The 14,201-nt window shown below is 71.3% G+C and carries 11 protein-coding genes; 8 read left to right on the top strand and 3 right to left on the bottom strand.

The window, feature by feature from the left end:
• From ACZ3TI_RS12165 to ACZ3TI_RS12190, 6 genes are all read left to right on the top strand, one after another.
• A partial coding sequence (locus tag ACZ3TI_RS12165; RefSeq protein ID WP_465726106.1) for an RICIN domain-containing protein occupies positions 1–264 on the top strand: 264 nt, incomplete at its 5' end.
• A gap of 133 nt (positions 265–397) precedes the next feature.
• Positions 398–1,441: a substrate-binding domain-containing protein gene (locus ACZ3TI_RS12170; RefSeq protein WP_465726107.1), complete on the top strand. Its 1,044-nt coding sequence runs from the start codon at positions 398–400 to the stop codon at positions 1,439–1,441.
• A 54-nt stretch (positions 1,442–1,495) separates the two neighbouring features.
• Positions 1,496–3,067 carry a sugar ABC transporter ATP-binding protein gene (locus ACZ3TI_RS12175; protein ID WP_465726108.1) on the top strand — a complete coding sequence of 524 codons (1,572 nt, stop codon included), beginning with the start codon at positions 1,496–1,498 and terminating at the stop codon, positions 3,065–3,067.
• A complete protein-coding gene (locus ACZ3TI_RS12180) occupies positions 3,064–4,098 on the top strand; it encodes an ABC transporter permease (protein ID WP_465726109.1) in 1,035 nt (344 codons plus the stop codon). Before ACZ3TI_RS12175 ends, ACZ3TI_RS12180 begins: the two co-directional genes overlap by 4 nt.
• Positions 4,099–4,242: 144 nt before the next feature.
• On the top strand, positions 4,243–6,684 hold the full coding sequence (locus ACZ3TI_RS12185; protein WP_465726110.1) for a ricin-type beta-trefoil lectin domain protein: 2,442 nt from the start codon (positions 4,243–4,245) through the stop codon (positions 6,682–6,684).
• A gap of 153 nt (positions 6,685–6,837) precedes the next feature.
• On the top strand, positions 6,838–8,505 hold the full coding sequence (locus ACZ3TI_RS12190) for an NPCBM/NEW2 domain-containing protein (protein ID WP_465726111.1): 1,668 nt from the start codon (positions 6,838–6,840) through the stop codon (positions 8,503–8,505).
• Positions 8,506–8,526: 21 nt separating this feature from the next.
• On the opposite strand, the gene ACZ3TI_RS12195 is transcribed toward ACZ3TI_RS12190, so the two are convergent.
• Both ACZ3TI_RS12195 and ACZ3TI_RS12200 read right to left on the bottom strand, forming a co-directional pair.
• On the bottom strand, positions 8,527–8,814 hold the full coding sequence (locus tag ACZ3TI_RS12195) for a hypothetical protein (RefSeq protein ID WP_465726112.1): 288 nt from the start codon (positions 8,812–8,814) through the stop codon (positions 8,527–8,529).
• Between the two features lie 79 nt (positions 8,815–8,893).
• Complete coding sequence (locus ACZ3TI_RS12200) at positions 8,894–9,940, bottom strand: YncE family protein (protein ID WP_465726113.1); 1,047 nt, start codon at positions 9,938–9,940, stop codon at positions 8,894–8,896.
• A 127-nt stretch (positions 9,941–10,067) separates the two neighbouring features.
• On the opposite strand from ACZ3TI_RS12200, the gene ACZ3TI_RS12205 reads away from it, so the two are divergent.
• Positions 10,068–10,964, top strand: coding sequence for a LysR family transcriptional regulator (locus tag ACZ3TI_RS12205; protein ID WP_465726114.1), 897 nt, complete (start codon positions 10,068–10,070; stop codon positions 10,962–10,964).
• Between the two features lie 64 nt (positions 10,965–11,028).
• On the opposite strand, the gene ACZ3TI_RS12210 is transcribed toward ACZ3TI_RS12205, so the two are convergent.
• On the bottom strand, positions 11,029–13,452 hold the full coding sequence (locus tag ACZ3TI_RS12210) for a collagenase (protein ID WP_465726115.1): 2,424 nt from the start codon (positions 13,450–13,452) through the stop codon (positions 11,029–11,031).
• A gap of 259 nt (positions 13,453–13,711) precedes the next feature.
• Between ACZ3TI_RS12210 and ACZ3TI_RS12215 the strand changes: the two genes are divergently transcribed.
• Positions 13,712–14,197, top strand: a complete 486-nt coding sequence (locus ACZ3TI_RS12215) for a hypothetical protein (RefSeq protein WP_465726116.1) — start codon at positions 13,712–13,714, stop codon at positions 14,195–14,197.
• Positions 14,198–14,201: the final 4 nt, after the last annotated feature.

Raw genomic sequence — 14,201 nt, forward strand, 5'->3', positions numbered from 1 at the left:
GCCAACAGCGGCAAGTGCCTCGACGTCAGCGGCAGTTCGACCGCCGACGGCGCGCAGGTCCTGCAGTGGACCTGCGGCAGCGGCAAGGCCAACCAGGAGTGGACGCTCGTTCCGCTGGCCGGCGGCGCAACGGTACGGCTGGTGTCCGCCAACAGCGGCAAGTGCCTCGACATCAGCGGCAGTTCGACCGCAGACGGGGCCCTCGCCGTCCAGTGGACCTGCACCACAGGCCGGACCAGCCAGCAGTGGACCACGACCCCGTAGTACGGCACCCGCCGTCCTGATGCCGGCCGGTCTCGTGGAGCCCTGAAGCCGCGAGACCGGCCACACCAACCCCAATCCCACCCCATTCCCACACCCCGTGCCGTCGCGGCGCAGGGCCCCAAGGAGCACTCCCATGTCCAGGATCCCCTCCGGCCGCCTGGCCGCCACCGCCGCACTGCTGGCCCTCGGCCTGGCGACCTCGGCCTGTTCCACCGGCCAGGAGTCCACCTCCGCCGAGGGGTCGGTCGCCCCGGTGTCCGGCAAGATCTCGATCACCTACCTGCAGAAGCAGGGCGACCAGGAGTACTTCGTCGGCGAGGCGGCCGGCGCCAAGGCCAAGGCCGCCGAACTCGGCATCGGCCTCAAGGTCGTGAACCTCGGCAACGACGCGAACAAGACCGTCAGCGAAGTGCAGTCCGCGATCGCCCAGAAGACCAACGGCATCATCGTCGTCGTCCCGGACCCGGCGGTCGGCCCGCAGGTCGTGCAGGCCGCCAAGGACGCCAAGATCGCCCTGCTCACCTCGGACGACCAGATCTGCGCGACCGGTCCTGACCCGGCCGCCTGCGACAAGGCCAAGCTCATCCCGCGGATCGGCTTCTCCGGCGCGCAGATGGGCGGCGAGGTCGGCAAGCGCGCCGCCGAGGACTTCAAGAAGGCGGGCTGGAACCCGGCCGACACCCGGATCATCTCCGCCTGGAAGCAGGACGTCACGGTCTGCGGAGACCGCGTCAAGGCCGCCAAGGAGACCTTCGGCGCCGCCGTTCCCGGTGTGCAGAACATCGACGTCGCCACCGACAACACCCCCACCGGTGCCCAGGACAAGATCGCCGCGACCGTCACCGCCAACCCGGGCGTGAAGCACTGGGTGGTCTGGGGCTGCAACGACGAGAACGTCCAGGGCGGCGTCACCGCCCTGGAGAACGCCGGCATCAGTGCGGACAACGTCATCGGCGTCGGCCTCGGCGCGTACCTCGCCTGCAAGGACTGGGGTGGCGACAAGCCGTCCGGCATGAAGGCCGCCCTGTTCATCAACGGCAAGGACGTCGGCGCGCTGGCCGTCCAGACCATGTACGACCGGCTGAAGAACGGCAAGGACTTCCCCGCCGAGGCCTTCGCCCCGACCAAGATGGTCGACGCCACCACGTGGAAGTCGGCCGGAGTCAGCTGCAACTGACCGTCAGCCAGCCGTAGGTCCCAGTGACACGACCCCACCCGAGGTGACCCCGCCATGAGCACAGCACGCCGCTCGACTCCCGACCCCCGCCCCCCAGGCGCCACCGACGAGGGCGCCGCCGTGCACGGCCTGACCAAGCGCTTCGGCCCGGTACAGGCCCTCGGCGGGGTCACCCTCGACTTCCCCGCCGGCCGGATCACCGCCCTGATGGGGGAGAACGGCGCCGGCAAGTCCACCCTGCTGAAGATCCTCACCGGCGACCACCAGCCGACCGAGGGCCAGGTGACCCTCGACGGCCGGCGGCTCGACCTCGCCTCGCCCGCCGACGCCCGGGCCGCCGGCATCCGGATCATCCCGCAGGAGCCGGAGATCATCCCGCACGTCTCGGTCGCCGAGAACGTCTACGCCGGCACCCTGCCCCGCCGGGCCGGCCGCCGCCTCGACCGCGCCGAACTGCGCCGCCGGATCACCGCAGACCTTGACCGGCTCGGCTTCGCCGACGTCCTCGACCCCGACCTGCTCGGCTCGGAACTGACGCCCGCGCAGCGGCAGTTGGTGGAGATCATGCGGGCGCTCACCGGCGAGGCCAAGGTGATCGCCTTCGACGAACCCACCTCCTCGCTGTCGGACCACGAGGTCGACGCCCTGTTCCGGCTGATCCGCCGTCTGCGCGACGACGGCGTCGCCGTCATCTACGTCTCCCACCGAATGCAGGAGATCTTCCAACTCGCCGACCGGATCGCGGTGCTCCGCGACGGCGAGCTGGCGGGCGTTCAGGACGCCTCGTCCACCACCGAGAGCGAAGTCGTCCGGCTGATGGTCGGCCGCGACCTGTCCGCGCTGTTCTCCCGCCGCCGCACCGCCACCGACCGGCTGGTCCTGGACGTGGACCGGGTGACCACCGACGACGTCCGCGACGTCAGCCTGCGGATCCACGCCGGGGAGGTGGTCGGGCTGGCCGGCCTGATCGGCGCCGGCCGCTCCGAACTCGCCCTCGCCCTCGCCGGCGACCTCCCCGTCCGCTCCGGCACCGTCACCCTGGACGGGCAGCCGCTGCCCTCCGGCAACCCCGGTGCGGTGATCAAGGCCGGCCTCGGCCTCGCCCCCGAGGAGCGCAAGGCCCAGGCGCTGTTCCTGCACCGCTCGATCCGCGACAACACCTCGCTGGTCAGCCTGGAACGGCTGCGCCGACTGCGCTTCGTCCGGCGCGCCGCCGAGCGCGAACTCGCCCAGGAGTACGCGGACCGGCTGCGGGTCCGCACCCCTTCGATCGAGCAGGAGGTCCGCAAGCTCTCCGGCGGCAACCAGCAGAAGGTCGTCCTCGCCCGCTGGCTCGCCCGCAAGCCCAAGGTCCTGATCCTCGACGAGCCCACCCGCGGCATCGACATCGGCGCCAAGGCCGAGATCTACCAGATCATCGCCGACCTCGCCGAACAGGGCGTCGCCCTGCTGGTCATCTCCTCCGAACTGCCCGAACTCCTCGGCCTGGCCGATCGGGTCGTGGTGATGCAGAACGGCCGGGTCACCGGCGAGCTGAGCCACCAGAACGCCACCGAGGAGGCCATCCTCGCCCTCGCCATGGCCGACGACATCGTCGGCGCGACTTCTGCTGGAGCACCGTCATGAGCACCACCACCAAGCCGCCGACGACCGCGCAGGAACCCGCCCGGCGCACCGTCGTGTCCCCCTCCACGGCCCTCGCCACCATCGGCGGCCAGAACCTCAGCCTGATCGGCGCACTCGTCCTGGTTCTCACGCTCTTCGGCGTGCTGAACGACAACTACCTCAGCCTGAACAACATGCAGGTCATCGCCGAGGCCGCCACCATCACCGGCCTGCTCGCCGTCGTCCAGACCGTCGTCATCATCTGCGGCGGCCTCGACATCTCCGTCGGCTCCCAGGCCGGCGTCGCCTCCGTGGTCTCCGCGATGGCCTTCACCTCGACCGGCTCCAACGCCTTCGCCGGCATGGCCGCCGCGATCGGCCTCGGCCTGCTGATCGGCCTGCTCAACGGCGCGATCATCGTCTACGGCCGGGTCAACCCCACCATCGCCACCCTGGCCGGGCTCGCCGCGTACAAGGGCCTCGCCCAGCTCATCTCCGACGGCCGCGCCCAGGGCTACGTCCTCAACAACGACGTGTTCGTCTTCCTCGGCCGCGGCAAGATCGCCGGACTGCCGGTCATGGTCTGGATCCTCATCGTCGTCGCGGTCGCCGTGCACGTGCTGCTCACCCGGACCGACATCGGCCGCAACGTCTACGCGATCGGCGGCAACGACACCGCCGCCCGACTCGCCGGCATCAACATCAACAAATACCTGGTCGCCGTCTACGGCCTGATCGGCATCGTCGCCGCCGTCGCCGGAATCCTGCTCACCGCCCGCACCGGCTCCGGCCAGCCCACCTCCGGCAGCGAAGGCCTCGAACTCAAGGCCATCACTGCCGCCGCCCTCGGCGGCTGCGCCCTCAAGGGCGGCAAGGGCACCATCGGCGGCACCCTCCTCGCCGTCGCCCTGCTCGGCTGCCTGGAGAACGGACTGACCGTCGAAGGCATCAACTCCTTCTGGCAGAACGTCGCCCAGGGCACCCTGCTGGTCGTCGCCGTCGTCGTCCAGCAGCGCCGCAGCGGCGAACGCGCCGTCGGCCTCCCCGCCTGACCCGCCGCCCTCGGGCCCCGAGCCGCGCCGCCCCGATGGCCCGCACCGCGCCGTACGAAAACGCGCCGGCTGCGACCGCACACACCCACGACCCTCGGACGGTCCGTCCGAGCCGCACGGATCCCCCACCCACGAGGAGCTGGAATGACCTGGCGATCACGCCCACCCACCACCCTGCTCGCCGCCCTCACCCTGACGGTCGCCACACTCACCGGCGCGGCGGCGACCACCCCCGCGCAGGCCGCCGCCTCGACGACGATCACCATCGACGGTACCAAGCCGGGGCGGGTCTTCGACGGCGTCGGAGCGATCTCCGGCGGCGGCGGCAACTCCCGACTGCTGGCGGACTACCCCGAACCGCAGCGCAGCCAGGTGCTGGACTACCTGTTCAAGCCGGGTTACGGCGCGTCACTCCAGATCCTCAAGGTGGAGATCGGCGGAGACACCAACTCCACCGACGGCGCCGAGGCCAGCCACATGCACACCGCCGACGCCGTGGACTGCAACCAGGGCTACGAGTGGACCATGATGGAGCAGGCCAAGGCCCGCAACCCCGACATCAAGCTGGCCGCACTGTCCTGGGGCGCACCCGGCTGGGTCAACGACAACAGCACCATCAGCAACACCGTCTACACCCCGAAGATGCACGACTACCTGCTCTCGTGGCTCGGCTGCGCCCGGCAGCACAACCTCACCATCGACTACCTCGGCGGCTGGAACGAGCACGACGCCGACCCCCAGTGGTACGTGGGCCTGAAGAACAAGCTCGTCGCCGGCGGCTACGGCTCGGTGAAGGTCGTCGCCCCCGACCAGTTCGGCTACCGGGTCGTCGACCAGATGACCAACGACGCCGCCTTCCGCAACGCCGTCGACGTCGTCGGGGTGCACTACCCCTGCGGCTACAACAGCGACTTCAGCAACTGCAAGCCTGCCGCGGACTCCGCCTCGATCGACAAGGCCCAAACCCTCGGCAAGCCCATCTGGGCGAGCGAGAACGGCTCCGAGGACTACCAGAACGGAGCGAGCTCGGTGGCCCGCGGCATCAACCGCGGGTACATCGACTCCCGGTTCACCGCCTTCGTCAACTGGCCGGTCGTCGCCGCGCTCTACGGCAACCTCGAGTTCTCCACCGACGGCATGGCGCTCGCCAACCAGCCGTGGTCCGGCAACTACACCATCGGCAAGACCGCCTGGGTCACCGCACAGACCACCCAGTTCACCAAGCCCGGCTGGCACTACATCGACACCGCCAGCAACTACCTCGGCAACAAGCGCACCAACGGCAGCTACGCGACCCTGAAGTCGGCCGACAACAAGGCGTACTCCACCGTCATCGAGACCATGGACGCCACCGCGGCGCAGACGGTGAACTTCAGCGTCACCGGCGGCCTGCCCACCGGCCGGGTCCACGTGTGGGCGACCAACGTGCGCTCCAACAGCAGCAGTGACTGGTTCGTCCAGCAGGCGGACCCGGCCGTCACCGGTGGCGGCCGCTACTCCCTGACGCTGCAACCCGGTTACGTCTACACCGTGACCACCACCACCGGGCAGGGCAAGGGCACCGCGGTCTCCCCGCCGGCCGGCTCGCTGTCGCTCCCGTACGCGGACACCTTCGAGACGCCCGCGGCGACCACCTCGCCGAAGTACTTCGCCGACATGAACGGCGCCTTCAAGACGGTGGCCTGCGGCGGCGGCCGGACCGGGACCTGCCTGCGGCAGATGGCCCCCACCGTGCCGATGCGCTGGACCGACGAGCCGTTCAACTCCCCGTACACGATCATGGGTGAGCGCGGCTGGCAGAACTACACCGTGGCCTCGGACGTCCTGTTCGAGCAGCCCGGGACGGTCGAACTGCTCGGCCGGATCGGCCAGCAGGGCCACAACAACAACGGCCTCAACGCCTACCACCTGCGGCTCTCCGACACCGGCACGTGGTCCATCCTCAAGAGCGACACCAGCTGGAACTTCACCACCCTTGCCACCGGGACCATCACGGCCCCCGGCCTGAACAACTGGACCGGCCTCTCCTTCACCCTGCAGGGCTCGACCCTGATCGCGAGCGTCGGCGGCCAGGAGGTCGGCCGGGCCACCGATGCCTCGTTCTCCACCGGCCTGGCGGGCCTCGGGCTGGGCACCGGAGGCTACCGGACCCAGCAGTTCGACAACTTCGCCCTCACCCCGGGCACCGCCACCCCCCTGCCCACCGGCCCCATCACCTCGGGGGCTGCCGCCGGCACGTGCGTGGACGTCGACCAGGACTCCAGCCTGAACGGCGCCCGGGTCCAGATGTGGGACTGCACCGGCGGCTCCTCCCAGGTCTGGACCCTCGACGGCGGCAACCTCACGCACAACGGCAAGTGCCTGGACGTCACCGGCCAGGCCACGGCCAACGGCTCACCCGTCGAGCTCTGGGACTGCAACGGCGGCGCCAACCAGCAGTGGTCGCCCCAGCCGGACGGCACCCTGAAGGGCCTCCAGTCCGGACGCTGCCTGGACGACCCGGCCCTCAACACCGCCAACGGCACCCAGCTCGACATCTGGGACTGCGACGGCGGCGCCAACCAGAAGTGGAACCTGCCCGCCTGACGCACCACCTCCAGCGGCCCCGGCCGGCCGCACCTCCCCGCGGTCGACCGGGGCCGGTCCTGCGCATCACCACTTCCGAGCAAGAGAAAGCGAGAACCTGCGGTGACGACGATACGAACCGTCCCGGCCCGCCGCCGACGGCCCCTGACTCGCGTGCTGGCGGCCCTTCCCCTGCTGCTCGCCGCGGTCACCGCGGCGCCGCCGGCCTTGGCCGCGACCCCGGCCGCGACCGCGGCGGCGGTTCCGGTCACTCCGGTGCTGACCCCGCCGATGGGCTGGAACAGCTGGAACAAGTTCGGCTGCAACATCAACGAGACCCTGATCCGCGAGACCGCCGACGCCTTGGTCGCCAACGGGCTGGACCGGGCCGGCTACCAGTACGTCAACCTCGACGACTGCTGGCTCGCCACCACCCGGGACGCCAACGGCGACCTCCAGGGCGACCCGGTGCGCTTCCCGTCCGGCATCAAGGCGCTCGCCGACTACGTCCACGCCAAGGGCCTGAAGATCGGCATCTACGAGTCGGCCGGCACCGCCACCTGCATGGGCGCCTACCCGGGCAGCCTCGACCACGAGGCGGCCGACGCACGGCAGTTCGCCGGCTGGGGCATCGACCTGCTGAAGTACGACAACTGCAACAGCGGCAACCGGCCCTACCTGGACCGCTTCAAGGCGATGGGCGACGCGCTGAAGGCGACCGGCCGACCGATCGTCTACATGCTGTGCAGCTGGGGCAAGGACGCCCCGTGGTCGACGTACGGCCCGGCCTCCGGCGGGACGTCCTGGCGCACCACCGAGGACATCGGCAACTTCTGGTCCAACGGCTCGCAGTCCACGCCGATGGGCGTCGTCGACATCCTGGACGCCCAGGCCGGGCTGGAGCCGTACTCCGGGCCGAACGCCTGGAACGACATGGACATGCTGGAGGTCGGCAACGGCGGTCTGACCGACACTGAGTCCCGGGCCCACTTCAGCCTCTGGTCACTGCTGAACAGCCCGCTGATCCTCGGCAACGACCTGCGCACCCTGGACCCGGCCAGCAAGGCGATCCTCAGCAACCCCGAGGTCCTCGCGGTCGACCAGGACTGGGGCGGCTCCCAGGGCCGCCGGATGCGCGACCTCGGCGGCGGCCTCCAGGTGTGGGCGAAGCCGATGTCCGACGGCTCGGTGACGGCCGTCCTGTTCAACCGTTCCACCGCCCCCGCGACCATCACCACCAGCGCCGCCGAACTCGGCCTCGGCGGCTCCGACACCTACACTCTGCGCGACCTGTGGGCCGGCACCGACTCGACCAGCACCGGCACCGTCTCGGCGAGCGTGCCCGGCCACGGTGTGGTGATGTACCGGATCCACCGGGCCGGCACGACCGCCGCCGTCCGCCCGGCCGGCACCTACCAGGTGAGCGACCTCGCCTGGCTCGCGTCCGGCAACGGCTGGGGTCCGGTCGAGCGCGACCGCTCCAACGGAGAACAGGCCGCCGGGGACGGGCGCGCCCTGAAGATCGGCTCCACCACGTACGCCAAGGGCCTCGGCACCCACGCCGACTCCGCCGTCCACCTGTGGCTCGGTGGCACCTGCAGCCAGTTCTCGGCCGATGTCGGCATCGACTCCGAGGTGCACGCCAACCATGGCAGCGTGCGGTTCGCCGTGTACGGCGACGGCCGGCTGCTCGGCTACAGCGCACTCAAGACCTACGGCACCGCGACCCGCCTGACGGTCGCGACCGGCGGCGCCCTGACACTCGAGCTGCGGGTCACCGACGGCCGCGACGGCAACGCCTACGACCACGCCGACTGGGCGAACGCCCAGCTCACCTGCTGAGCGACGGCCCCCGACAGTCCGTCACCACGCACGGACGCACGGCCCGCCCGGTGGCGGGTCTGTCGTGGCGACGTGCCCGTTGAGGACGACCGTGCCCACCAGCCCGACCGGCGTCACCGAGAACGCCTCGTCCAGCGCTCGCAGGGCCAACCTCGCCAGCAGCCGCCGGTACGTCTCCTGCAGGTCGGCCTCCTTGGCCAGCTGCGGGACGACCTCCCAGCGCTGGGCGACGAACCGATACCCGGACACGGCGGGCAACGGGATCGTGACGATCAGGACGCAGCAGATGATCCGCCCCCGGGGGCGCATCTGGGGGATCGCGCCGGGTGGGGGCGGGCCCGTGCCCCGGGCCGGACAGGGGTTGGTCCGGGGCACGGGAGTCGGGGGGTCAGGCCGGGCGGGGGAGGTACGCGAGGCCGTGGGCGCCGGGCTCGGCGAGCTTGGGGATGGTGAGGCGGGAGACCGGGGCGAGGGTGTCGAGGTCGACGATGTCGACGGTGGAGGAGACGACCGAGGAGACGTAGGCGAGGCGGCCGTCGGGGGACGAGGTGATGGTCAGGGGGAAGAGGCCGATCTCGACGGAGCCGAGGCACTGGTGGTCGTCGGCGGAGAAGGCGGTGAGGCGGCCGGGGAGTTGGCGGCCGAGCTTGGAGTCGGAGTCGGGGATCGAGCGGACCTCGCCGGCCAGGAGCTTGCCGGTGGAGGTCAGGTGGACCGGGAGTGCGGCGGATCCGGTCGGGAGGGTGGCGACGACCGAGGCCGACTGGGTGTCGATGACCCGGATGCCGGGGGTCGCCTCGGGCAGCTGGGCGTAGCCGAGGTAGGGCCCGGCGACGTAGGCCAGGGTGCCGTCGGGGGAGACGGCGAGGCCCTCGCTGCCGGGGATGTCGACCTTGGCGGTCAGGGTGCCCTTCTCCAGGCCCACGATCGAGACGAACGCGGCCTCCTTGTTGGTGGCGACGCCGGTGCGGCCGTCCGGGGAGATGGCGAACCAGTGCGGGCCGGGGGCGTCGGTGTCGATCCGGCCGATCGGGCGGCGGGTCTCGGTGTCGATGACCACGACGCCGCCGGGGCGGTCCGGGCCGCCCTCGACGCTGACGTAGAGGCGGTTGCGGTCGGTGTCCAACGCGAGCCCGTGCGGGCCGTGTTCGGGGGCCAGGTCGATCACCTCGACGATGCGGCGGGTGTCGGCGTCGATGACGGACAGTTCGGTGCGGCGGCCGCCGTTGGCGTGGTAGTAGCCGGAGTTGTAGGCGGTGGTGCACCAGAGCAGGCGACGGGTCGGGTCGAAGCACAACTCGTGGGGCTCGGCGAGGATTTCGAGGGTGTCCAGGAGCCGGTCGGTGGCGGCGTCGAAGAACGAGATGGTCGGGCCGCTCTGGCTGACGACGGCGAGGACGTCACCGGCGAGGTGGGCGCGGGAGGTGGTGGGCACTGCTGCTCCTTGGTGCGGGTTTCCGTGCTGACGGTTCCCACTCTGCGCACCCGGGGGCGGCTACACCATGCAAGGATTGGCACGCGATAGTTGACTCGGGTGCAAAACTGCAGCTCAGGAGCCACCGATGGACCTCAACCTGCTACGGGCCCTGGAGGCCCTGCTCCAGGAGAACAGTGTGACCCGGGCCGCCGAGCGGCTCGGCACCTCGCCGGCGGCGATGAGCCGGACGCTGTCCCGGCTGCGCCGTGCGGTGGGCGATCCACTGCTGGTGCGGGCCGGGCAGGGGATGGTGCCGACCCCGCGGGCGCTCGAACTCCGGGAGGAGGTGGGCGCGTTGCTGCGCGGCTGCGAGAACGTGCTGCGTCCCGGGGCGGGCTTCGCGCCGGTGCACCTGGAGCGGACCTTCACCGTGCAGACCAGTGACGTGGTGCTGGTCCGGGTGGCCGGTCCGCTGACCGAGCGGATCCGTGCGGAGGCGCCGAAGGTCGACGTGGTGTTCCTGCCGGAGGCGCTGGAGGGCGGGCCGGCGCTGCGGCAGGGGCTGGTGGACGTCGAGGTGGGCGTGCTCGGGCAGTTGGACCCGGAGATCCGCACCCGGCCGCTGGTCCGGGCGCCGCTGGTGGGCGTGGCCCGCAGCGGTCATCCGCTGTTCGAGGGACGGATCACCGCCCGGCGCTTCGCCGCCGTCGACCACATCGGCATCTCGCGGCGCGGCAAGCGGCTCGGACCGATCGACGCCGCGCTGGCCGAGCGCGGGCTGCGGCGCCGGGTGGCGGTGGTGGTACCCAGCCACACCAGCGCGATGCTGCTGGCCCGGGACAGCGACCTGGTCGCGCTCGGGCTGGCGGACTGGCTGCCGGAGACGGTCTCCGCGCTGGGGCTGCGCACCTTCCCGATCCCGCTCGAACTCGCCCAGCTGGAACTGGGGATGGCCTGGCACCCGCGCAACTCGGCCGACCCGGGCCATCGTTGGTTCCGCGACCACCTGGCGGCGGCCGTCGAGCAGGCCCGGAAGGACTGAGCCGGGCGCGGTGCGGATAGCACACGATCCGTACCGCGCCCGGCAGTCGGCCGGAACGGAGGGGTTACCGGCGCAGCGGCCCCTCGCAGGTGTAGTCGGCGGTGCCGGCCTTGCCGCCCGTCCAGACGTCGACCTTGCCGAAGCTGCAGTTCATGTCGTTGAGGTTGTTCGCGTCCTCGACCCCCTTGGTGCGGCTGAGGATGAAGTAGTCCACGGTGTCGGACATGTCCTTGAAGACCTTGTCCGGGTTGGTGGAGTCGGAGAGGTTGGCGGTGATGCGGCCGGTGCAGACGAAGCGCATCGGCTTGTTGGCCCAGTCGCCGTTGTCCTTGCAGTCGGGCGTGGAGCCGGTGGCGGCGGCGAACTCCTCCTGGACGTCGTCGGCCCAGGCGAGGTCGAGGGAGCCGTTGGGGACGAAGGAGGTGGACGGGACGTACAGCTTGTCGACGTTCTTGATCTGCGCGTCGAGGAAGGCGGAGTACTCCTTCTGCAGCGCGGCGTCGGCGCCCAGGCGGTTGCGCCAGGCGTCGAAGCCTGCCGGGTCGTCGGCGCGCTCGTAGCCGTACATCTCGCGCAGCAGCGAGGGGTGCTGCTGCCAGAGGAACTCGAAGAAGGTGCCGGCGTAGTTGTAGAAGTGGAAGGCCGGGGTGTCGTCGTAACTGGCGTGCAGGACCTGGGCGATGGTCATCCGGGGGATGCCGGCGGCCTCGTCGGCGGCGAGCTTGCGCACCAGCGACTTGCGGACCAGGATGCCCCGGTCGCGGGTGGAGCCGTCGAAGAACTCGGCCGTGCCCTCGTCCATCGCGGTCGTCTTGTCGCCCGCGTACCAGCGCGGGTCGCCGAAGTAACCCGGCACCGCCCAGCGGCCGTTGAGGTAGTGCGTGTACTCGTGGCGGAACAGCTCCTCGAGGGTGAGCTGGGAGTCCTGGGGGACGCGCCGCTGGTAGGTGTAGAAGGTGGCGCCGCGCTCGATGTAGATGCCGCCGTTCTTGGTGGTGTAGCCGGTGAGGATCGGGTGGTAGACCTCGTAGTCTGCGCGCGAGGCGTACAGGTGGATGTGCAGCGTGGAGTTGACGTCCCCGGCGAGCGGCTGGTCGGTGCCGAGGACGCGGAAGAACTGCGTCTTGACCTGCTTGCTCGCGTAGTACATCTGGTCGACGGTGGCCTTGTCGAGGGCGGTGCGGACCTCGATGGCGCCGTTGTCGTAGGTGTACGTCTTGGGGAAGAGCCTGGCCTCCAGGTCGGATATGCAGACCCCGTACTGCTGGCAGACGCCGTAGGTCGCGGCCCAGCCGATGGCCTTGGCCCACGGGTCGGACCACTCGCCGAAGGAGGCCTTGGTGGCGTTGATCAGCGCGCCGAGGTCGGCGACGGTGGCGTCGTGCAGGCCGGGGACCTGCCCGAAGCGGCCGGTCTCGGCGACGGCGTCGCGCGCCGTCCAGGCGTTCTTGGTGCCCTTGAGGTGGCCCCAGGAGGCGTACGCGCGGAACGCGGCGCGGTAGTCGGCGTTGGCGGCGACGGCGGCGAGGAAGGCCGGGTCCTGGTTGTAGATGCCCAGGTAGTTGAGGTTGAGCGCCTGGAGGACGGCTTTGCCCCAGGCGGTGCTGTCGGCCAGCGTGGTGCCGGGGGCGAGCATGCCGAGGATGCGCTGGGCGAGGGCCAGGTTGTTCTGGCGCAGGCCGTCGGCGCCGGCGGTGATGGCCGCCTCGCGCAGGACGTTGGCGGCGAGGTCGGTGCGGTCGAAGGCGTGCGCGCTGCCCGCGTACGCCGTGATCGCCTGCTGGATCGAAGCGAGCGTCGCCGGGTCGGAGACGTTCACCTCGTGGTGGGTGAAGGCGTGGTAGACGGTGGCGTGCAGGTACGTCCACAGCTCGTAGACGTGCGAGGAGCCGGTGCCGTCGTCGGTGGCGGACAGCTGGGTGATCCGCTTGGCGACCGCCCGGACGTGGGCGTTGTCCATGGTGGTGGTGAAGCGGGCGTCCCAGGTCCAGAGGACGGAGTTCAGACAGCCGTCGGCGGTGACCGCCGGATCGGTGAGGAAGGCGACCAGCTGGTCGGTGCCGAGGCCGGTGAGCCCGTCGACGGTGCAGGGCACGCCGGCGGCGGTAGTGGGCGCGGCGGTGGAGGCGGTGGCGCTGAACTGGTCGGCGGTGGGTGCGGGTGCGCCGACGTGGTCGGGCAGCAGGCCGGGGATGAGCGAGTTGCCGAGCGAGCCGCCGCCGGGGGCCGGGGCGGGGGCGCCGGGCTTGGCGGTGTCGGCGCCGAGGTGGTCGACGTCGTCGTAGGCGGTGCGCTGGTCGGTGGCGGTGGCGGTGGCGGTGGGGGTGGGGGTGGGGGTGGAGGCGGTGGGGGCGGGCTTGGCGGTGGAGGCGGCGGGAGCCGGGGGCGTCGGGGTGAGGGCCTGGGCGGTCTGCAGGGTGGGCAGCGTGAGGGTGACGGCCATCGCGGAGGCGAGCAGGACTCGCCTGGCAACGCGGGAAGTTGACACCGAATCTCCTGGAGGGGGAAGTGGCAGGGCGGTGCGAGGCGGCAGTGCCATGGGTTGCGGCCCGGGACTGCCGGGACTGCCGGGGGAGGCGGGGGCGGGCAGTGCGGGGTTGGGGCCGCCCTCGAGTGAGCCGTAACATAGCAATGTGAAATTGCACCTGCCAAGGGGGTGAACGAGGTTGACCCCGGCTCGGCTCGCCGTCGCAGTTCGGGATACCCTGCGGGGGTACGGGATGGGCGAGACCGGTGGGGAGGCGAACATGACGCAGCCGCCGCGACCGTTCGGGCCCCCCGTCCCGTGGGGGCTGCGCCTGCTGCTCCTCGCCGCGCTCCTGCTGGGTATCGTGACGATGCACACCCTCGGACACCCGACCGGGGCGCGCGGCGGGCAGGGAGGATCCGGGGCGCACGGAGGGCATGACCGGCACTCCGTGGCACAGCCCATGGCGGGAGCCGAGCACCAGCCGGAGCTTCGGTCCGAGCTTCAGCCCGAGCTTCAGCTGATGAACGACGAGCGGCACACGCCGGGCGTCGACCCCGCCTCCGCCGCCGGCATGGACCCGATGGCGGTCTGCCTCGCCGTCCTCGCCGGCTGGACCCTGGTGCTCCTCGTCGGCCCGCTGCTGCGCCGCAGCGGCGACGCCGCCGCCGAGGTGCGGGCCCGCCTGCTGCGTGCCGTCCGGGCGCTGCCCCCGCCCGGGGGCGGGCGGACACTCCTCACCCGGCTCTCGGTGCTGCGTCAGTAGGCGC

Source organism: Kitasatospora sp. NPDC023120 (assembly GCF_055560835.1).